General features: G+C 43.2%; 24 protein-coding genes and 3 pseudogenes. 8 read left to right on the top strand and 19 right to left on the bottom strand.

The window, feature by feature from the left end; genetic code table 11:
• The first annotated feature begins 6 nt into the window (after nucleotides 1-6).
• From VL20_RS21185 to VL20_RS21160, 6 genes are all read left to right on the top strand, one after another.
• Complete coding sequence (locus tag VL20_RS21185; RefSeq protein WP_012265816.1) at nucleotides 7-540, top strand: hypothetical protein; 534 nt, start codon at nucleotides 7-9, stop codon at nucleotides 538-540.
• Nucleotides 541-738: 198 nt separating this feature from the next.
• A complete protein-coding gene (locus VL20_RS21180) occupies nucleotides 739-954 on the top strand; it encodes a precorrin-6A/cobalt-precorrin-6A reductase (protein ID WP_052277683.1) in 216 nt (71 codons plus the stop codon).
• Nucleotides 947-1,228 (top strand): DUF2470 domain-containing protein, encoded by a 282-nt coding sequence (locus tag VL20_RS21175; protein ID WP_052277682.1) that lies wholly within the window; start codon nucleotides 947-949, stop codon nucleotides 1,226-1,228. The genes VL20_RS21180 and VL20_RS21175 overlap by 8 nt, the downstream gene beginning before the upstream one ends.
• 54 nt (nucleotides 1,229-1,282) lie before the next feature.
• Nucleotides 1,283-1,495 (top strand): hypothetical protein, encoded by a 213-nt coding sequence (locus VL20_RS21170; RefSeq protein WP_052277681.1) that lies wholly within the window; start codon nucleotides 1,283-1,285, stop codon nucleotides 1,493-1,495.
• Nucleotides 1,492-1,845 carry an NINE protein gene (locus VL20_RS21165; protein ID WP_045357333.1) on the top strand — a complete coding sequence of 118 codons (354 nt, stop codon included), beginning with the start codon at nucleotides 1,492-1,494 and terminating at the stop codon, nucleotides 1,843-1,845. Before VL20_RS21170 ends, VL20_RS21165 begins: the two co-directional genes overlap by 4 nt.
• Nucleotides 1,846-1,851: 6 nt before the next feature.
• Nucleotides 1,852-2,538: a helix-hairpin-helix domain-containing protein gene (locus VL20_RS21160; protein ID WP_052277680.1), complete on the top strand. Its 687-nt coding sequence runs from the start codon at nucleotides 1,852-1,854 to the stop codon at nucleotides 2,536-2,538.
• A 15-nt stretch (nucleotides 2,539-2,553) separates the two neighbouring features.
• Here VL20_RS21160 and VL20_RS21155 read toward each other — a convergent pair whose 3' ends face one another.
• Nucleotides 2,554-3,330 (bottom strand): SDR family NAD(P)-dependent oxidoreductase, encoded by a 777-nt coding sequence (locus tag VL20_RS21155; RefSeq protein WP_052277679.1) that lies wholly within the window; start codon nucleotides 3,328-3,330, stop codon nucleotides 2,554-2,556.
• A 148-nt stretch (nucleotides 3,331-3,478) separates the two neighbouring features.
• On the opposite strand from VL20_RS21155, the gene isiD reads away from it, so the two are divergent.
• The gene (isiD, locus tag VL20_RS21150) at nucleotides 3,479-3,691 is read left to right on the top strand and encodes a protein IsiD (RefSeq protein WP_002732311.1); all 213 of its coding nucleotides are present in this window, start codon (nucleotides 3,479-3,481) and stop codon (nucleotides 3,689-3,691) included.
• 164 nt (nucleotides 3,692-3,855) lie between these two features.
• A pseudogene (locus VL20_RS21145) lies at nucleotides 3,856-4,855 on the top strand (adenosine kinase).
• Between the two features lie 537 nt (nucleotides 4,856-5,392).
• Here VL20_RS21145 and VL20_RS21140 read toward each other — a convergent pair.
• The 18 genes and pseudogenes from VL20_RS21140 to VL20_RS21050 form a co-directional block, all read right to left on the bottom strand.
• Nucleotides 5,393-5,668 (bottom strand): hypothetical protein, encoded by a 276-nt coding sequence (locus VL20_RS21140; RefSeq protein ID WP_052277678.1) that lies wholly within the window; start codon nucleotides 5,666-5,668, stop codon nucleotides 5,393-5,395.
• A gap of 230 nt (nucleotides 5,669-5,898) precedes the next feature.
• Nucleotides 5,899-6,432, bottom strand: a complete 534-nt coding sequence (locus VL20_RS21135; protein WP_128575274.1) for a DUF1294 domain-containing protein — start codon at nucleotides 6,430-6,432, stop codon at nucleotides 5,899-5,901.
• A 33-nt stretch (nucleotides 6,433-6,465) separates the two neighbouring features.
• Nucleotides 6,466-7,160 (bottom strand): IS1 family transposase gene (locus VL20_RS29880; RefSeq protein WP_128575271.1). Its coding sequence is split into 2 segments (ribosomal slippage): nucleotides 6,466-6,818 and nucleotides 6,818-7,160, totalling 696 coding nucleotides; the frame shifts between segments, so codons are not numbered across the junction.
• Nucleotides 7,161-7,742: 582 nt separating this feature from the next.
• Nucleotides 7,743-7,970, bottom strand: a complete 228-nt coding sequence (locus VL20_RS21120) for a hypothetical protein (protein ID WP_002790010.1) — start codon at nucleotides 7,968-7,970, stop codon at nucleotides 7,743-7,745.
• Nucleotides 7,971-7,972: 2 nt separating this feature from the next.
• Nucleotides 7,973-8,278 (bottom strand): annotated as a pseudogene (locus tag VL20_RS21115) (type II toxin-antitoxin system VapC family toxin); the annotation flags it as partial.
• Nucleotides 8,279-8,407: 129 nt separating this feature from the next.
• A pseudogene (locus VL20_RS21110) lies at nucleotides 8,408-8,575 on the bottom strand (type II toxin-antitoxin system VapC family toxin); the annotation flags it as partial.
• Between the two features lie 143 nt (nucleotides 8,576-8,718).
• Nucleotides 8,719-8,961 carry a DUF433 domain-containing protein gene (locus VL20_RS21105; protein ID WP_052277676.1) on the bottom strand — a complete coding sequence of 81 codons (243 nt, stop codon included), beginning with the start codon at nucleotides 8,959-8,961 and terminating at the stop codon, nucleotides 8,719-8,721.
• Nucleotides 8,962-9,243: 282 nt separating this feature from the next.
• Entirely contained in the window at nucleotides 9,244-9,546 is a 303-nt protein-coding gene (locus VL20_RS31895) for an SH3 domain-containing protein (protein WP_004268440.1), read from the bottom strand.
• Nucleotides 9,547-9,892: 346 nt separating this feature from the next.
• Complete coding sequence (locus VL20_RS21095) at nucleotides 9,893-10,165, bottom strand: ParE family toxin-like protein (RefSeq protein WP_052277675.1); 273 nt, start codon at nucleotides 10,163-10,165, stop codon at nucleotides 9,893-9,895.
• Nucleotides 10,162-10,389: a hypothetical protein gene (locus VL20_RS21090; RefSeq protein WP_002758339.1), complete on the bottom strand. Its 228-nt coding sequence runs from the start codon at nucleotides 10,387-10,389 to the stop codon at nucleotides 10,162-10,164. Before VL20_RS21090 ends, VL20_RS21095 begins: the two co-directional genes overlap by 4 nt.
• Before the next feature lie 845 nt (nucleotides 10,390-11,234).
• Entirely contained in the window at nucleotides 11,235-11,585 is a 351-nt protein-coding gene (locus VL20_RS21085; RefSeq protein WP_052277674.1) for a hypothetical protein, read from the bottom strand.
• Nucleotides 11,582-11,956 carry a DUF433 domain-containing protein gene (locus tag VL20_RS21080; protein ID WP_052277673.1) on the bottom strand — a complete coding sequence of 125 codons (375 nt, stop codon included), beginning with the start codon at nucleotides 11,954-11,956 and terminating at the stop codon, nucleotides 11,582-11,584. Before VL20_RS21080 ends, VL20_RS21085 begins: the two co-directional genes overlap by 4 nt.
• A gap of 414 nt (nucleotides 11,957-12,370) precedes the next feature.
• Entirely contained in the window at nucleotides 12,371-13,240 is an 870-nt protein-coding gene (locus VL20_RS33135; RefSeq protein ID WP_052277672.1) for a hypothetical protein, read from the bottom strand.
• 292 nt (nucleotides 13,241-13,532) lie between these two features.
• Complete coding sequence (locus VL20_RS21070; RefSeq protein ID WP_002758347.1) at nucleotides 13,533-13,997, bottom strand: DUF29 domain-containing protein; 465 nt, start codon at nucleotides 13,995-13,997, stop codon at nucleotides 13,533-13,535.
• A 16-nt stretch (nucleotides 13,998-14,013) separates the two neighbouring features.
• Nucleotides 14,014-14,472, bottom strand: a complete 459-nt coding sequence (locus tag VL20_RS21065; protein WP_052277671.1) for a DUF29 domain-containing protein — start codon at nucleotides 14,470-14,472, stop codon at nucleotides 14,014-14,016.
• Between the two features lie 16 nt (nucleotides 14,473-14,488).
• A complete protein-coding gene (locus VL20_RS21060) occupies nucleotides 14,489-14,947 on the bottom strand; it encodes a DUF29 domain-containing protein (protein ID WP_052277670.1) in 459 nt (152 codons plus the stop codon).
• Nucleotides 14,948-14,989: 42 nt separating this feature from the next.
• Nucleotides 14,990-15,973: a protein-methionine-sulfoxide reductase catalytic subunit MsrP gene (gene msrP, locus VL20_RS21055; RefSeq protein WP_052277669.1), complete on the bottom strand. Its 984-nt coding sequence runs from the start codon at nucleotides 15,971-15,973 to the stop codon at nucleotides 14,990-14,992.
• A gap of 85 nt (nucleotides 15,974-16,058) precedes the next feature.
• Complete coding sequence (locus tag VL20_RS21050; RefSeq protein WP_052277668.1) at nucleotides 16,059-17,444, bottom strand: cytochrome P450; 1,386 nt, start codon at nucleotides 17,442-17,444, stop codon at nucleotides 16,059-16,061.
• Between the last annotated feature and the right edge of the window lie 12 nt (nucleotides 17,445-17,456).

Here is a 17,456-nt window from a genome sequence, read left to right as displayed (position 1 = left end):
AATCTTATGTCTGAAACTATCACTCCCGCCATTAGCGATCGCATCTGTAAACACAGGAATAAAGATCACGGTGATGCCGTGCTTTTCTACTTAGGTCTATCGGCAGTATTATTAAGCTTACATCTACCGGCAGCGGCGCAAAATTGTCGGCCACTTTCTCTATTAGGCGGTGAAGGTAGTGAAGTTACGAAAACTGTCTCACAACCCACTGTTCCAGGGCCTTTCGGTGTCACGATAACTCGTAATAATTGGAATACCGATTGGGCAGTGCCGGGGGGGAGAAGTTTTCAGAGGTTTATCGTTACGGTTTCTGTTCCCCGGGCTGCTTCCTTTGATATCCGGCTGTTTCTCAAGTATAGCGATCAAACTAACGAGGAATTTTTTAATACTAATGGAGTACGAATCGAACCTGATAAACCCTTAACAATTACTGCTACAGTACGGGCAAATGATCAACCTTTCTTAGTCAATCTTTTTGTCAATGGTATTCAGCATATCGGTAATACCTACACCGCTTCTGTTGTCGGTTGTGAACGATAAAATACATAGGGTGTACTGAAAAAGTTTGTTAGTGGGGACTGGGTGTGAGATTTTAAGCTAAGAGGCATTTTAATCGCCTATCCTGAGATTAGCTGAATCTCACCCAATCCCTTTACTATTACCTCTTGTTTCATCTCAACAGGCAATTTAACTGCACGGGCAGCCCCAGACTTTACTCTCTGCCCCGATTGACCATAAGTGGGACAATTAGAGCAATGCACAATTAAGGATTTTTGTCAAGAAAATAATATTAAACTTATTATTGATACCTGCCATCCTCACGCCCAAATTATCTGGCAATTAGCGATTAATTACGCTACCCTAGCTAATATCCCCCCCATTGGCCTCGATTTAGAACTGGCTTTTATCTGTCCCCACCTTATCATCGATTTTTTTCCAGAACATTATGTCTGAAACTATCACTCCCGTCATTAGCGATCGCATCTGTAAACACATGAATAAAGATCACGGTGATGCCGTGCTTTTCTACGCTCAAGTTTACGGTAATATTACCGATGCAGAAACCGCTCAAATGCTCTCCATCGATCCCGAAGGCATGGATTTAGCCATAGAAAAATTAGGGGAGAGTCAAACAATTAGAATACCTTTTGAGCGCACCCTAGAATCAGCCAAGGATGCCCATAATATTCTGGTTGAGATGCTAAAAGTTAATCAAACCAACTTTTGACAAAGAGCGATTTTGCGACTATCACCGAAAAAGACCAACCTAGAGAATTAGCCCATGAATCAGGTTAATAGTACGGTAATAAAAATACCCAAGTCTGGCTGGCGTTTACTGCCTTTTTTAGTCTTGGGTGTGCTAGTTTTTGCCTTTAATTCCTCCCTAGAATTAAATTATCTAATCAAGGGTTATATTACTCTCTTGGAATTACAGGCAGGCATCGTGGTTTTATACTTTCTTTTGGCTAAATTAGGGAAATCTCAAAAATTATGAGAAATAGAACTATAGCGGCTTTACTAGCCTTTTTTCTTGGTTATCTTGGCATCCATAAGTTTTATCTAGGGGAGAATTTGGCAGGTATTTTTTATCTACTTTTCTTCTGGACTTTTATCCCCGGCATCATTGCTTTTTTTGAATTTATTGGTTTAATCATCATGTCAGATCAAGCTTTTGATGCTAAATATAATCCTAACTATCTCCCCAGCAGTAGAGAGCGAGGACTGCCAGAATCAGCCCAGCAAAAAACCGCTACTTTACTCCAGCTTAAAAAACTTTACGATCAGGGAATTATTACTGCTGAAGAATACGAAGAAAAACGCAGAAAATATTTAGATTCTCTTTAAAAAAATATGTCTAATCTCTCTCCTCGCCCTCCCGAATCTTCCGAGTGGATCTGGCTATCTTTAGTCCCAGTTTTCGGGGGACTTGCCATTGCTAATGCTGGCAAAAAAACTAATAACCAAAGTTGGTTATCCGTCGGCATTGCCTTGACAATTATCTCCCTTATTTTCCTTACACAAGAGTCTTTTATCGTAATTTGGTTTGCCCAAATCGGACTGGGTTTATACATCCGTCAACAGCTTAATTCCCATCCAATAGCTTCGGGAAATAGAACCAATTCCAGACAGTCATCCTCTCCTCTCGAAAAAATTGATATTAACAGCTGTTCCACCAACGATCTGGTTTATAAATTAGGGTTGCCGATTGTCTATGCCAATGATATCGTTTCTGTCCGTAACGAAGGACATATTTTTACCCATTTAGAAGAATTACACTTCCTAGCTGGTTTACCAGAAAATTATCTCAAAAAATTAGAACCTTTGGTTATCTTTGCCTACGATATTCGCCAAGAAGTTGACGTTTCTTGGCGTTGTTTAAACTACTACTCCGTTGCGGAATTAGTCAATCTCGGTCTTGACTTTTCCGTGGCTGATAAAATTGTCGCCGAAAGAGAAAAAAACGGTGTCTATCGTTCGGCCATCGAAGTAAGAAACCGGACAGGTATTCCCTTAAAATCCTATCAGCAATTGCTCTAATTCGCTTGATTCTAGTTATAGCTTGAATTGCTTTTCTATCAAAGACAGGATCCAACTTCTGGGCAAAAAACGGGGCAGATTGACGATAATTTTATTAGCCAATTTACCAGCTACCACGTTGGGGCGTTTGTTTGCCAAGGCAGTTAAAGCCTCTTGTACCACCACTTCCGCCGAATCTAACCGGCGGTTTTTGCCCATAAAGGCACTGGGAAATCGGGCCACCTCAAAAAAATTAGATTCCGTCGGACCGGGGCAAAGAGCGAGGATTTCAACGCCTTTGTCTTTATTTTCTGCCCAGAGAGACTCGCTAAAACTGAGGACAAAAGCTTTTGTCGCCGCATAAACGGAAAGATAGGGCAGCGGTTGAAACCCGGCAATGGAAGCAACATTGATAATTGCCCCCCCAGCACCAGCAAGCATCGGACGAAGAAAATAGTGGCTTAATTCCACCAGTACCAGATTATTTAACTGGATCATTTCTAACTGTCGGGCTAAATCCTGTTCGCTAAAAGCCCCATAATCACCAAAACCGGCATTATTGACCAGTAAATCAACGTTGATTCCTTTTTGGTTCACCGTATCATATACCAGCTTTCCCGCCCCGGCAACGGTCAGATCTTGAACGATAACTGTCACTTTTACCCCGTATTGTTCCCCCAATTCCGCTGCTAATTGTTCTAGTTTATCCCTAGATCTAGCGACTAAAATTAGCTCCACTTGCCGTTGAGCAAGTTGACGAGCAAAGACGACACCGATACCGGTGGAAGCGCCAGTAATGAGGGCTGTTTTCATAGAAGATCAACCAAAAATAGCTTTTTTGCTGGAATTGTAGCACAATTACCCTTTCATTTACAGTTCTTAACTTGGCGGTCAAGACATTTTTTCAACTCAGAATATATGTTAGGCTAGAAATAGAACAAAGGTCGAGGAAGGTGCAGAAATGACAGTTATAAGCTTCACTGATCAAGATATTGCCAAATATACCGCCGCTGATATTGCTTCTTTAGCCGAACGACTAGAAAAAGATGAGTATAGCAACCCCTTCGAGGCTTTGCGGGATTGGCATCTGTTGCGAGCGATCGCTTTTCAACGGCAGGAATTAGCCGAACCTTATCTTTATCTGTTGGATCTAGAAGCCTACGATGAGGCTTAAAGTTGCTTAGTTAAACAAAACTTAACACAAATTACTGGGGGTGTGAGACTAGCACACCCATTATTTTTGTTTATGGTATTCTCCGGCTGAAAACAGCCCCTAGCTTTTTGCCCCTTATTTCCCTACTATCAATAACAAAGTATTTTTAGGCGATCGACTAAATTATGGGCAAACAATACAACGTTTATGGGATCGGTAACGCGCTCGTCGATATGGAATTTCAAGTCTCTCCTGAATTACTGCAAGAATTAGGCATCGATAAAGGAGTGATGACGCTGGTGGACGAAAATCGTCAAACCCAGTTGATGGAAAAATTGGCTCTTGATTGTAAACGCAGCGGTGGCGGCTCGGCGGCGAATACCCTAGTAGCGATCGCTCAGTTGGGGGGTAGAGGTTTCTATTCCTGTAAAGTGGGCAATGACGAATTAGGTAAGTTTTATCTGCAAGATCTGCGCGCCTGTGGTTTGCATACCAATGAACACGGCGGCGAAAAAGAGGTGGGAATCACGGGAAAATGTCTAGTTTTTGTGACTCCCGATGCCGATCGCACCATGAATACTTTTCTCGGCATCACCGGGGAAATTTCCGAACGGGAATTAGTCCCTTCAGCGATCGTTAATGCCGATTATCTCTATCTCGAAGGTTATCTCGTCACCTCTCCCACTGCCAAAGCTGCCGCTATTAAAGGGCGAGAAATTGCTCAGGCTGCTGGAGTCAAAACCGCTTTATCCCTGTCGGATCCCAATATGGCGATCTTCTTCCGGGAGGGATTACTGGAAATGATCGGAACCGGGTTAGATTTCGTTTTCGCTAATGAGTCGGAAGCTTTGACTATTTCTGGCAGCGAGGAAATCGAGTCAGCGATCGCCTATTTTAAAACCATTGCCAAAGGATTCGCTATCACCCGGGGTGCTAGTGGTTCTTTGATCTATGATGGCGAAAATCTCCTGGAAATTGACCCCCCATCCCGTACAGGCGATCGATACCGTCGGTGCGGGGGATATGTATGCAGGTGCGTTTCTCTACGGTATTACCCACGGTATGGGTTACAAAGGGGCAGGAAATCTCGCTTCTCTAGCGGCTGCCCGGGTGGTTTCTACTTTTGGGGCGCGTTTACAAACCGAGGAAATTCAATCCCTGCGCGATTCGATCGTTTTGGGATAGGTTTTGTCGGTGATCAGCTTTCAGTCATCGGGAGTCAGGTTTTTTCTCTCTGCTCCCTGCTCATAGTCTTAACGAGTAATTTAGATAGGGTTTGCTGAATAAATTTGAAATGTAGGCAAAGTAAGGGTTTTGGGGCTTTTCTCGCTCCCACAGGTGCAAGATTTTGAGAGAATCGTCGTTCAAAACCTTGCGTCTTCATCGGCCTGCGTCCTGTAGGGGCGAAGCATTCGGACAATAACCTATCGGTGAAAACGTAGATTTTCTATCCGAATGCTTCGCCCGTACTTATTCAGCAAACCCTAGATAGTCATACTAAATCCTGTTTAAAAGGTATAGGAGGGCGGGGAGAAGGGAGCGGGTTTTTCAAGTTGGATTGGGGGTTAATCATGCTATTAAAAACCGATTCAGTATAACGGTAAAGTTAGACCGTCTTCACCGATAACTTTGGCTGAGTCATAGCGCCTCAATTGTAACGCGCCCACCTTCCACTGCCTCAATCTGAAGTTTAAAGCCATACAAAAGACCCATCCCCACACATCATACGGGCTTTCTCTGGCTGCGACTGCCAAAACGGAAGACGGCTCTATGTCCAATCCGAATCAGCCAAAGTTGAGCATCAGGGACACGCCCATAGAGATGATCGGTAGCAGTAATCGTATCGTCGGCAAGCTCAAACGCTCCAGTTTCGATGTCGATCGCCACAATTCTCCCCTGATTTCCCTCCTCCACTTGAGAACGTACCTGAGATTCATAAATCTCATTACCACGTCGAGGGAATTCTTCTTTGCTGTAGCGGGGTTGACGAACTGTCATTGGCTTGACCCTGGGGCAACTTTTGCCCTCTATTTTAACCTAAACATCGGGAATCTTCGCTAACATTCCCCAACTGGGCCCACAAGAGCGGCATCGCACTTAAACCCACAACTTCAATCAATGGGCATGGTGCGTTCCCCAAAATCGATCGCTGGAGCAGTAGCACTTGCATTAGGGAACGCACCCTACCAGATCGGCGATCGCACTGATGCTTTTAGAATCGCAATACCTCATAGCGTTCCTCCCGAAAACAGCCAAAACAGCCATACAACATAATGAATGATCACGATCGCCCAAAAAGTGACTTGATAAGACTTTTTCTGACCTTTATGGCGCAATATTCGCTGGGCAATAAACCCGCCCAACCATCCACCTGCAAGTTCACACAGATGTAGCGTTTGTTCAGAAGTTCGCCAATCCTTTCGTTTAGCACGAGATTTATCATCTGCGTATAGAGCGTAAGTCACTAAACTCATTACGGGATAAAGAATCAGTGGAATGGGATTGCGTGTCGTCCATGTAAAATGAATAGCTCCAAACAAAGGCAGAAGCGGCAACAGAACTACCTCAACTATCGGAAAGCTTGAAATGATGGCATCAGAGGGTTTAGTTCGACTACTTGAAGGTTCTGACTTGTTTCTTGCTCCCAGAATAAATGCGTTGTAAGCTCGAACTTTGCCATCTGAGTCAACTATGCAGTGGTAATAAATCGTGTCGTTTTCTTGTGGACGACGGGTTGCATCTTTAACTTCAGAAATATGCAAAAAAACTTCGGCGTTGCTGAATTAAGCTATGAATCAGTAAGGAATAGGCACTTCTTGAAACTTCAGATAATGAATTAATAAACGAATAGAGTATCCTAACATTTCTGTAGACTTAGAATAGCAGAGTGTTTTGCGATGCAATCGGGCTAGATAATGTCTTAAACGTGTGTTCTCACCCTCTACTCTGGTCATATAAGTCTTACTAATTATATGGTCGCCCTCTGCTATAAAACATGGATAAACTGACCATCCATCACTCACATAAAAATAGCATCCCCAAGACTTAACTAATTCCCATAATGGGCGAAACGTTTCGCTACTATGATCTCCGATTACCCAACCTAAAATTCCTTTTTTAAAGTGGTCAACGGCTGTCCACACCCAGATTTTGTTTTTTTTGAGCCAACAAAGGTTTCCAATTCATCCAGTTCCCCTACTTCAGGAATTGTTTCTGGGTCATAGGCGACTGGCAATAATTCTCCCACAGATTTTACCCAATTAATTACGGTCGTATGATGAACTCCCTTTAGCCTTTCTATTCCTCTAAATCCCATCCCATTAACATAGGCAGTTAGGCATTCTCGCTTCGTTTTTTCGTCATAGCCTTTCTGTTTTTCATAGTTATCAATAAATTGACGGCCACAGGTTACACAAATATGATTTTGTTTACCTTGTTTATTGATGCCATTTTTACGGATATGGGTAGATTTACATTCAGGGCATTGCATTTTGATTTCCTCCATTCATATCTCTATTATGCAACGCCAAAACTTCTTGACTCCCATCAACGGGTTGAATAAAACCAAATCCACGCTCATCTTTCCATTTTGTAAGCTTTCCACTGCGGAGACCGGATTGCATAAAAAATCTCAATAACGAAAACTTTGTGGTTCTAACAAATCATCTTCAAGGACAGCCACAACCAAAAAACGAAGCAGCCCAACTACATATTATAGGTCAACTTTCTGCATAAAACTCTCTGAGGCAACGATATGGTTCAACTTTCGGTATATCACTCCATTTAGGTGCGATTGCCAGAACTTTTTCCCATATCACGCCCAAAAGCGTGTTAGCCAGATTAGCATATTGCCAAAAACCTTGTTTAACTAAATTTCTGACAATTAGGCTCATTCTAGCGATGATTCTTCGATCTGACCGCACCCCTTGACAAAAATTTACAATTATTCGACCTTTAGCGATCGCTATCGGGGGATAGTTGTTTTTTGTTACAGCAGTGGGGAGAAGGGAGCAGGTTTTTCAAGTTGGATTGGGAGTTAATCATGCTATTAAAAACCGATTCAGTATAACGGCTAAGTTGAGCGGCGGCTAATATCCTTTGCACCACTATCAATATCTCTCGCTCGTCCGCTCCAACGTGTTGTTAGACCGTGTTTTCGAGATAAGGTTACAACTTCTCTGCCACTTTCAGCTTGTTGCTTTTGCAAATCAGCAAAGATGGCTTTCAAGTCATGATTGAATGACCGAGAGTACTCTTCACGAATTCTGTGGATCTCTTCCACAATCTCATCCTGAAACATAATCAACCTCCGAGAAGTTCATAGGGTGTACAAAGAATTGGCAACTCGTAGCCAAAATCAAGGCTGATCTCTGCCAACTTTCCCTGAATTTGAGCATTGGCGATGTGCTTGCAATTCCAGGTGAGCAGGTAATCCATGCCGTGAACGGTTGCGGGGGCGATATGAACAGCATCAATATCAGCTTTTGCGGGAAGGTTGCTGCGTTCCAAAAATTGCTCTGCTAAATCTAGCACAGCTTGGTTCAAGTCGAGTAAAGATAGATTAGCAAGGATTTCTAGTCGTTGAGATGCGATCACAACATCACCTTGTGGGAGCATCTCACCTTTGTAACCCCTAAATCAGGTTTTATGTCAAGATATTTTGAAAGCCTTGCTAGAAACCAGTTTTAGGGACAAGTATAATTACTCACTTGCATAAATGAGATGCTCCCCACCTTGTGAGGTTTCTTTCACGACCGCTTGGGATGAGTAAAGTTGAAAATCACCGCGACGTGTATTCCACCACTCCTTCGTCACCTCAATATTTGCGGCCACAACAATATCTCTGCTGGGTCGAGCAGTAAGATAGCCTAAGATACTGGTTTCAATATAGACGGTTTCGCTCACGGCAATCTAGAAAATCTATCCAATGCCTATCCTACCGCATTTAATCTTGGTTCTGAGGGTGTTGGGTAACAGTCGTCAACCCAACCTTGTACGTGAAATATTCTTGTCAGCATAAAGTTGCCGCAGAAAGCGGTAGTCCCTGATCAAGCAACAGCTTCATAGCGATTAGGAAGTTCAATGATGCGATCATCCAAGTAAGAAGATGCAAAAATTAGGGCTTGTCGAATATCTTCATCCTCCAGTTCCGGAAACTCTTGATGTAATTCTGCTCGCTCGGGATAAGTTGCCAGTAGCTCAATCACTCGACGAACCGTAAGGCGAAGATTACGGATGCAGGGTTGCCCATTCATACGGTTTGGATTGCTCGTAATACGATCTAGTTTCATTAGAGTAATTCTATTGCCTCATGATCACTTTAACCTTTAGCGGGGGTAAGCAATGCTTGAAAGACATCCTCCACATATCCATTTTCCGTCATCAGATAAACCGTCACCCATACTATCTTTATATCACGTCCAAAAGCCTGTTAGTCAGATTAGCCCACACCACACTTTAACCCACAGTTTTAATCAATGGGCATGGTGCGTTCCCCAAAATCGATCAGTGGAGCAGTAGCACTTGCATTAGGGAACGCACCCTACCAGATCGGCGATCGCACTACCGTACAGTCATCGATTATAACAACTCACGAATTCCCTAAAGACCCAGCCCCAAGTTCTGTAGACACCTTTGTAATAACCACCTACTAAAACCCAAGGACGACCTTGCCGGTCATAAGCTGTCTCATGTATGTAGACTTCTCTACCATTACGCAAGGCATTAACTACTTGTCCATTTGGTCTGTCACGAACGTTAAGAGGAGTACCAGTAGGGTCTGTTACTTGACAAACTCTTTCTGCTTTTACTGGTTGACTGATCACCATCCAAGCCAAAAGAGATAATGGAACCATCATAAAACTATTACTTCGCATATCTCTATTCCTAACGTGATTCTCCATTTTTTCAGAGAAAGATAGACTCTCTCTCATCAACCGAGAAATCCTTTGTCGAACGGAAACTTTCCGTACAACACTCTCTGGGGTAACGATATGAGTCAACCTTTTGTATATCACTTCATTTAGGCGCGATTGCCAGAACTTTTCCCTCTATCACGCCCAAAAGCCTGTTAGCCAGATTAGCTTACTGCAAACAATCTCCTTTAAGGAAAATTATCACAAAAGCTTTGCGTAATTATAGCAAAGATTCTTAGATATGACTGCACTTTATCACAAAATTTCACTATTATTTCGGGTGCGGTGATTTGTTATGTTTCTTGGTTCACAACTTCTTTAACAATTTGTCATACTCTGCGTGAGAGCCTATCCAAAACCAAACAATTACATTCTTACTCTTGATTCTTCCTAGCGCTCTCCAACCTATACCGACTCTGATTGACCAGATCTGGTCTTCTTGATTGACCTCCTTAAATTCTAAGCTTGGATGACTTGGGTTATCTTTCCATAACTTGTAATTTTTTCTGGCTGTTCTTTTCACTCTGTCTGGTAGCTGTTGAAATAAGCCGACGAAATCTGGATTTAGTTCCGACTTCATAGCTCATCAAATCCCATTTCTTCAGTCTGTCCGTTTTCTGAATCCGCAATAGCTTTCTGAGCAAGTTCTTTGAGAATTAAGCTGTCTTGGGGTTTAGATAATGTTTCTTGCCATTTGATTTCATTTTCGATGTCTTCAATAAACTGCTCTGCCAGTTCGTCTTGAATTGCTTCTGGTAGTTCTTGAGCTTTTTGTACAGCTTTACTTAGAAGTGTTGATAACATTTCTTCTCTTCTCTTGAAAACATAACTACATATTATAGGTCAACTTTCTCTATAACACTCTCTGGGGTAACGATATGGGTCAACTTTCTGTATATCACCCCATTTAGGCGCAATCGCCGGAACTTTTCCCTATATAACGCCCAAAAGCCTGTTAGCCAGATTAGCCTATTGCCAAAAACCTTGTTTAACTAAATTTCTGACAATTAGGCTCATTCTAGCGATGATTCTTCGATCTGACCGCACCCATTGACAAAAATTTACAATTATTCGACCTTTAGCGATCGCTATCGGGAGATAGTTGTTTTTTGTTACAGCAGTGGGGAGAAGGGAGCGGGTTTTTCAAGTTGGATTGGCAGTTAATCATGCTATTAAAAACCGATTCAGTATAAAGACCCCGTTATGCCGTGTCCCTACAGATAGACTTCAACGGCCCTAGCATTCGCCGCGTCACGGAATGAATATTCGCCTTGCGCCTCGATAGGTATCAATATCAAGCACAATTTCAACAAGACTTTCAACACACCGACCTCGATATTCGGAATCATCGGAAATTTTGGGTCTGAAACCCCGCCGTTCTAGGTTGGCTTTACGTTAGAATTAAAAGGCCAGTCTCGAAAACCAAGTGGACGGCGCAGCACCTTGAAAACTCGGCTTAGGGGGTTCCGACCAGAAAAGCTTGGCCGGGTAAAAAGTCGCGCGCAACAAGTACAAGAAGCTATAGGCGGTCAACGTACCGTGGGACACACGGAATCGGGCTTCTGAAATGGGGCGAAAGTCTGTGGACTCTGTGTAAGACAGTACATGGTTTTTTAACTGTGGTATGCGACGGTGGTGGAAGCAGAAACTTAAATCGTGAGGTTTAGGAATCGCCGCACTTTTAGGGCGGCGAGGATGTCAATCAAAAGCCGATCAGCATTGCTAACGGTGATCACAGGCAATGACTCTGAGGTATTTTCTTCACGCAGGACCTGCTCTAGGGAATCTTTCCCTTCCATACTGTGATTAGCGGTAAGCAAAATCATCTGATTCTCTTGAGCAAGTCGCCAAACCGTCCTGTCATCACTGTTGATCGACAAATCCATCTCTGCAAAGGTGACGAACTGCATCGGGACGATATCAAGCCAGCCCTGAGTTGCGATCGCACCAAAGAAAACCAAGGCATGACCTTTGAGATTGTGATCAATCAAAAAAATCATACTTTCGACTCACGCTTTGCCTTAGCCACTCGAAGCTTTTCCCAAGCAGCCTCGGAGCCTGGCTTAGGTGGTTGCGCAGCAATACGGGCAACTCGCTCACGATTTTGCTCTTCATAATATTGTCGGAGTTCTTCAGCTTCTTTGAGAACTTGCTGGTACTCAGCTTCCACATCCGCACGATGAGCCTCAATATAAGCCAGGGCAGCGTTAATTTGCTCTTCCGTCAGATCAAATAATCCCTGAATGAACTTAGGTGGATATTGAGCAGTCACATAATCCATTACATCATAGAGGGTGATGCGGGTTCCTGCGATTGTCAGTCCTCGCTCTGTACGAATGATATCAGTTTTTCCATTAGATGCGAGCGTCATAGCTATAGTCTCAGTCTTTCACCATCTCATTCCATATTACCGCATGAAAAAGCAAGGTGAGCAAACGCCCACCCTGACTACTAATTCGCAAGCTCTTTAATCCTCAACCCAGACTTTCAAAATGTATTTCAGCCTCGTTCCTGCATCTAGCCAGTAGTGAACTCCAATATCTGGCAATTCAGTATCACCAGGCCCCGTACTACAAGATCGGCGATCAAATTTAGACCACAGCTTCAATCAATGGGCATGGTGCGTTCCCCAAAATCGATCGCTGGAGCAGTAGGAGCCACATTAGGGAACGCACCCTACGGCGATTGCGTACTGCTACGCAGTGCCTTCGGCATCGCACTGCCATGTCTAGGAGCAAAGTGACGCTCGCGGCATCGGCAGCTGCAACGATCGGTTAGCCAGCGGTTACACAGGTAGCCAGGTATCCCGGTTTGGCAATGGGCCAGCCAACTTGCAGCGGGCAACAGGCGTCAGTGGATCAACGAGACCCTTCGTCTTATCTGACATGATAGAGTTGCCGAAGTTCATAACGTCGCAAGGCAGGACTGACCCGTGCACCCATTCAGAAATCGATCCATGTCGTGAAAAAAGCCGTCGTAACCAGAAAGGTTTACGAAACTTACTTGGTCCGTACTCGGCAATTGAGTTGGCAACGGGAGGATCATCGCCACGTCGGATTCCGACGTTATTGGGACGCTCCGCCTGTGCGTAAAGGGAGTGATCGAATTGCGCCACGGGATGAACGCTTCCATCATGGACGTGGGCAGTCGGGAAGAAAAGGGCCGTTGAATTCCGCGTCCTAAACGACAATGCCATGGGATGGATCCGCATGTCTCCAGATCGAAACTGAAAGACGGCAAAACCAAAGTCACTGTAAAGCGGCAGCTGTTTCCAAACATCCTCTGGAAGGCGAAATCGAAGATCAAGTCTGTGAAAATCCGCGAGTGCGGGTACGAACGAAGCGTCAAACGCGCCAACTCGATGAACCATGAGATTTCTAGGACTCGCTCTCGCGACAGCGATGCCCCGGCTACGCATTTCCAGCGGCTGCGGGAAGCATCGATCCATGTCGCGAAAAAAGCCGTCGTAACCAGAAAGGTTTACGAAACTTACTTGGTCCGTACTCGGCAATTGAGTTGGCAACGGGAGGATCATCGCCACGTCGGATTCCGACGTTAGGCGCATCTCATACACTAAGTGCTGACGGTCGCCATTCAGGCGAGCGTAGATCTTCGTGTTGGACACCTGTTGAACGTCGTGAGAAAAGATACACATTGGATTGCGTCTGCCTAACTACATATTATGCGGAAACTTTCTGTATAACACTCTATTTAGGCGCAATCGCCAGAACTTTTCCCCATATCACCCCCAAAAGCGTGTTAGCCAGATTAGCATATTGCCAAAAACCTTGTTTAACTAAATTTCTGACAATTAGGCTCATTCTAGCAATGATTCTTCGATCTGACCGCACCCCTTGAAAAAAATTTATAATTATTCGACCTTTAGCGATCGCTATCGGGAGATAGTTGTTTTTTGTTAGAGCAGTATGGAGCAGTCTAACTGATGGCTATATTTCCAGATTATCGCCCGCAGGAAACCAATCTTCATCGAGAATTTGTTCAAGGGAACCAATGGGAATAACGGGGAAAGTATCGAGGGGTAATTGAGAGCGGTCACTGGCATTTTTTCTGGCTGAAAGATAACATTCATCAAAAATTTCCAAAAGATAAGGTTTCAGACTAGGACTATCTTTAAGTTCATCTAATATATCGAGACGAAAAGTTCTAATCTCTCCCTTCCAGTGACCTGCGTTTCTCTCTCTTTCTGCCGCCCAATATTTGAGCTTAAGTAAATGTTCTAATAATCGGGTTAACAGACTTTTAATTGTGCGCTTTTCACTCCTTCCCATACTTGCTAACTCCTCTAGTAAATTCTCTAAATCTACCCGCTCAAACTGTCTCGCTTGCAGTTGATTAATAGTAGTTCTAATCCAGAGATAAAAGTCTTCTTCGTACATGGTTTTATTATCCATAATTTACCTCTATATATTACTCGTGGTTATTAGTGGGAAACCAATCTTCATCGAGAATTTGTTCAAGGGAACCAAGAGGAATAGCGGGGAAAGTATCGAGGGGTAATTGAGTTCTAACTTGAGCCTCTTTTCTAGCAAATTGATAGCATTCCTCAAAGATTTCGAGAATATAGGGTTTTAAACTAGGGCTATCTTTAATTTCTTCGATTATTTGTCGGCGAAAGTTGATAATTTCCCCTTTCCAGTGACCCTCATTTCTTGCTCTTTCTCCTGTCCAGTAAGTTAGTTTCAGCAAATGTACCAGCAATTGAATCAAAAGATTTTCGATTTTGCGTTTTTCACTCCTTCCCATACTTGCTAATTCCTCCAGTAAATTATCTAAATCTACCCGCTCAAACTGTCTCGCTTGCAGTTGATTAATAGTAGTTATAATCCAGAGATAAAAGTCTTGTTCGTACAGGTTTTTATTGTCCATAATTGACCTCTAGATATTACTCATGGTTATTACTGGGAAACCAATCTTGATCGAGAATTTGTTCAAGGGAACCAAGGGGAATAGCGGGGAAAGTATCGAGGGGTAATTGAGAGCGATCACTAGCATCTTTTCTAGCAAATTGATAGCATTCCTCAAAGATTTCCAAAAGATAGGGTTTGAGACTAGGGCTATCTTTAACTTCTTTGATTATTTGTCGGCGAAAGTTTCTAATTTCCCCTTTCCAGTGACCCTCATTTCTTGCTCTTTCTCCTGTCCAGTAAGTTAGTTTCAGCAAATGTACCAGCAATTGAATCAAAAGATTTTCGATTTTGCGCTTTTCACTCCTTCCCATACTTGCTAATTCCTCCAGTAAATTATCTAAATCTACCCGCTCAAACTGTCTCGCTTGCAGTTGATTAATAGTAGTTCTAATCCAGAGATAAAAGTCTTGTTCGTACAGAGTTTTATTGTCCATAGATACTTAGTTAAACTGAATAAATGGGGATAATTATCAAACTTAACTATATAAACTAGCCACATATTCACCGTAGCCATTATAGGGCAGAGTTTCGATAATTTCCCAAGATAAATCACTTCTACTGCCGATAAATTTCTCCGTTGCTTGCGACCAACGGGGATGGGGTTTACTGGGGTTGACATTAGCCTCAAAATCGTATTCGTGAGCGTCAATTGTGTTCCAGTAGGTGGCGGGTTGTTTGGCGGTAAATTCAATTTTTACTATTGATTTTGCTCCTTTAAAACCGTATTTCCAAGGAATAACCATTCGCAAGGGTGCGCCCTGTTGTTTTGGTAAATCATGCCCGAAAATTCCCACGGCAAAGAAAGCTAATTCGTTGGCCATTTCTTCAATTCTTAAACCTTCTGTATAAGGCCAGGGTAAGGCTCCTAAATGTAATCCTGGCCCCTGGGTAATTTCGGGATCATAAAAGGAGGTGAAACGGACGAATTTAGCTTCTGGTTTTGGTTCCACTGCCGCGATTAAAGCACTCATCGGAAACCCCAGCCAAGGTAAGACCATTGACCAAGCTTCCACACAACGAAAACGATAGATTCTTTCTTCGAGAGGAAAGGTTTTTTTAATAGTATCTATATCGTAGGTCTGGGGATTTTTTACCAATCCTCCCACTTCTACCGTCCAGGGATTCGTCGGTAATTTCTGCGCTTTTAACCAGATATTTTTCCCCCCTCCGAACTCATAAAAATTGTTATATCTCCCCGCTACAGTTTCGGCAGCTATGGGGCGATTTACCGTTAAAAACTGCGGATTCTTGCTGAACCCTTCAATTTTAGGTAATTGTAAACTTTTTTCTAAAGCTTCCGAGGAGGAGGATTTACCACAAGCAGTTAATAATAGGGAACTCCCCGCAATTCCTGTCCCGATTAACCCCTGTAAAAAGCGACGACGGTTAAAATAAACACTTTCGGAAGTAACTTCATTTTCGGAAATTTGCCAAGATTTAGCTAAACGAATTAAGACCATAATTATCCCCAATTTTATTGACAAAAAAACAGAGTTATGATATGGGATACCACAACTCTGATTGTACAATAGTTTGTCAGTTTTTTTAAGAAATTTCGGCGAGCATCCGGGCAGTAACCAGAGGTTCCCGTCGTCCTTTTAAGACCATGGGAACTCCTCGCGAGGGAGCAAGGGTGACACCGCGACGACTGGGTTTTTCGGGGGTATTATTAACTAGAGTTAACTGATAATTAGCCAAAATTGTGGCGATAGCGATTTTCATCTCGTAGATAGCTAAAACTTCCCCGATACAACGACGCGCTCCACCACCAAAAGGCATATATTCGTAGGGGGTGAATTGTTTTTCTAAAAAGCGTTCCGGTTTAAAAGTATGGGAATCGGGGAAAGTTTGCTCGCGGTGGTGAGCTAGATAAATACAACCCATAAGAATTGTCCCTTTTTCTAAAGGATAACCATCTAATTCTACTGGTTCTTCCACTGCTCGCGGAAAAGTTAACATTGCCACGGGATGAATGCGTAAAGTTTCCGAACAAACCGCCGAAAGATAGGGTAATCGAGTTATGTCAATGGGGTTAGGATTATCTCCTAAAGTGGCTATTTCTTGCAGAATTTTTGCTTGAATTTCTGGATAGCGATGAGTCCAGTAGAGCGCCCAAGACATAGCGGTGGCTGTGGTTTCATGACCTGCGAATAATAAGGTCATTAATTCATCGCGCAATTCCTTATCGCTCATTGGGTTGCCTTCTTCATCCTGGGCGGACATCAGTAGTGATAAAATATCGGTGCGATTGGGGTTAGGATTAGCTTTTCTTTCGGCAATTTCTGTATAGATAATATCATCAATTTTTTCTTGGGAACGCTGGTATTTTCCCCAGGGACTCCAAGCACCCAAATCAGCCCGCAAAATTGGGAAAAATAGCAAAGAAGCCATCACCGGAGAGTTAAATATATCGAGCATTTCAGCCAGAATTTTTTTCAGGGTTTGATAACGTTCCCCTTGACTAATTCCAAAAACTGCCTCCATAATTACTTGTAAAGCAATCGCTGTGGTCGCTGAACGGGCTTTAAAAGGTTGATTTTGGGGCAATTCTGCCATTACTCTCAGGGTAATATCGCGGATTAAATCGCCGTAGAAACGCATTCTTTCCCCGTGAAAAGGTGGCAATAAAAGCTGACGGCGTTTTTTGTGGATGTCTCCGTCTAACATGACGACGGAATAATCACCAATAATCGGGGCAATAATCCGATTGGCTTCCCCCGGTGCCGAAAATTTTTTACGGTCATTAGTTAAAACCTGTTGTAGGGCCGCAGGACTACTGACAAAGATAAAATTATCTACAGTTAAACCCACTTTTGTGCTAAAAATATCGCCATGCTTGCGGGCGGCATTTTCCATAAAAGCTACAGGATTAATGATCCATTGTGCCATTTGCAGGAAGGTAGGGGCCTTGACCTTGGGGATGATTTTCATAGATTAATTGCT

It is taken from the genome of Microcystis panniformis FACHB-1757, from assembly GCF_001264245.1.
Taxonomy (GTDB): domain Bacteria; phylum Cyanobacteriota; class Cyanobacteriia; order Cyanobacteriales; family Microcystaceae; genus Microcystis; species Microcystis panniformis.
The sequence above is the reverse complement of the archived record's forward strand: the minus strand, read 5'-3'. Positions and strand labels throughout refer to the sequence as shown.

Excerpts from the sequence above, each read along its gene's own strand:
- VL20_RS21050 (WP_052277668.1), bottom strand. The coding sequence starts at position 17,444 with ATGAAAATCATCCCCAAGGTCAAGGCCCCTACCTTCCTGCAAATGGCA.
- VL20_RS21185 (WP_012265816.1), top strand. The coding sequence starts at position 7 with ATGTCTGAAACTATCACTCCCGCCATTAGCGATCGCATCTGTAAACAC.
- msrP (WP_052277669.1), bottom strand. The coding sequence starts at position 15,973 with ATGGTCTTAATTCGTTTAGCTAAATCTTGGCAAATTTCCGAAAATGAA.
- VL20_RS21155 (WP_052277679.1), bottom strand. The coding sequence starts at position 3,330 with ATGAAAACAGCCCTCATTACTGGCGCTTCCACCGGTATCGGTGTCGTC.
- VL20_RS21095 (WP_052277675.1), bottom strand. The coding sequence starts at position 10,165 with ATGAAGTCGGAACTAAATCCAGATTTCGTCGGCTTATTTCAACAGCTA.
- VL20_RS21070 (WP_002758347.1), bottom strand. The coding sequence starts at position 13,997 with ATGGATAATAAAACCATGTACGAAGAAGACTTTTATCTCTGGATTAGA.
- VL20_RS21090 (WP_002758339.1), bottom strand. The coding sequence starts at position 10,389 with ATGTTATCAACACTTCTAAGTAAAGCTGTACAAAAAGCTCAAGAACTA.
- VL20_RS21080 (WP_052277673.1), bottom strand. The coding sequence starts at position 11,956 with ATGACGCTCGCATCTAATGGAAAAACTGATATCATTCGTACAGAGCGA.
- isiD (WP_002732311.1), top strand. The coding sequence starts at position 3,479 with ATGACAGTTATAAGCTTCACTGATCAAGATATTGCCAAATATACCGCC.
- VL20_RS21105 (WP_052277676.1), bottom strand. The coding sequence starts at position 8,961 with ATGAAACTAGATCGTATTACGAGCAATCCAAACCGTATGAATGGGCAA.
- VL20_RS21165 (WP_045357333.1), top strand. The coding sequence starts at position 1,492 with ATGAGAAATAGAACTATAGCGGCTTTACTAGCCTTTTTTCTTGGTTAT.
- VL20_RS21120 (WP_002790010.1), bottom strand. The coding sequence starts at position 7,970 with ATGTTTCAGGATGAGATTGTGGAAGAGATCCACAGAATTCGTGAAGAG.
- VL20_RS21065 (WP_052277671.1), bottom strand. The coding sequence starts at position 14,472 with ATGGACAATAAAAACCTGTACGAACAAGACTTTTATCTCTGGATTATA.
- VL20_RS21175 (WP_052277682.1), top strand. The coding sequence starts at position 947 with ATGTCTGAAACTATCACTCCCGTCATTAGCGATCGCATCTGTAAACAC.
- VL20_RS21170 (WP_052277681.1), top strand. The coding sequence starts at position 1,283 with ATGAATCAGGTTAATAGTACGGTAATAAAAATACCCAAGTCTGGCTGG.
- VL20_RS21085 (WP_052277674.1), bottom strand. The coding sequence starts at position 11,585 with ATGATTTTTTTGATTGATCACAATCTCAAAGGTCATGCCTTGGTTTTC.
- VL20_RS31895 (WP_004268440.1), bottom strand. The coding sequence starts at position 9,546 with ATGCGAAGTAATAGTTTTATGATGGTTCCATTATCTCTTTTGGCTTGG.
- VL20_RS21060 (WP_052277670.1), bottom strand. The coding sequence starts at position 14,947 with ATGGACAATAAAACTCTGTACGAACAAGACTTTTATCTCTGGATTAGA.
- VL20_RS21160 (WP_052277680.1), top strand. The coding sequence starts at position 1,852 with ATGTCTAATCTCTCTCCTCGCCCTCCCGAATCTTCCGAGTGGATCTGG.
- VL20_RS33135 (WP_052277672.1), bottom strand. The coding sequence starts at position 13,240 with ATGTGTATCTTTTCTCACGACGTTCAACAGGTGTCCAACACGAAGATC.
- VL20_RS21140 (WP_052277678.1), bottom strand. The coding sequence starts at position 5,668 with ATGACAGTTCGTCAACCCCGCTACAGCAAAGAAGAATTCCCTCGACGT.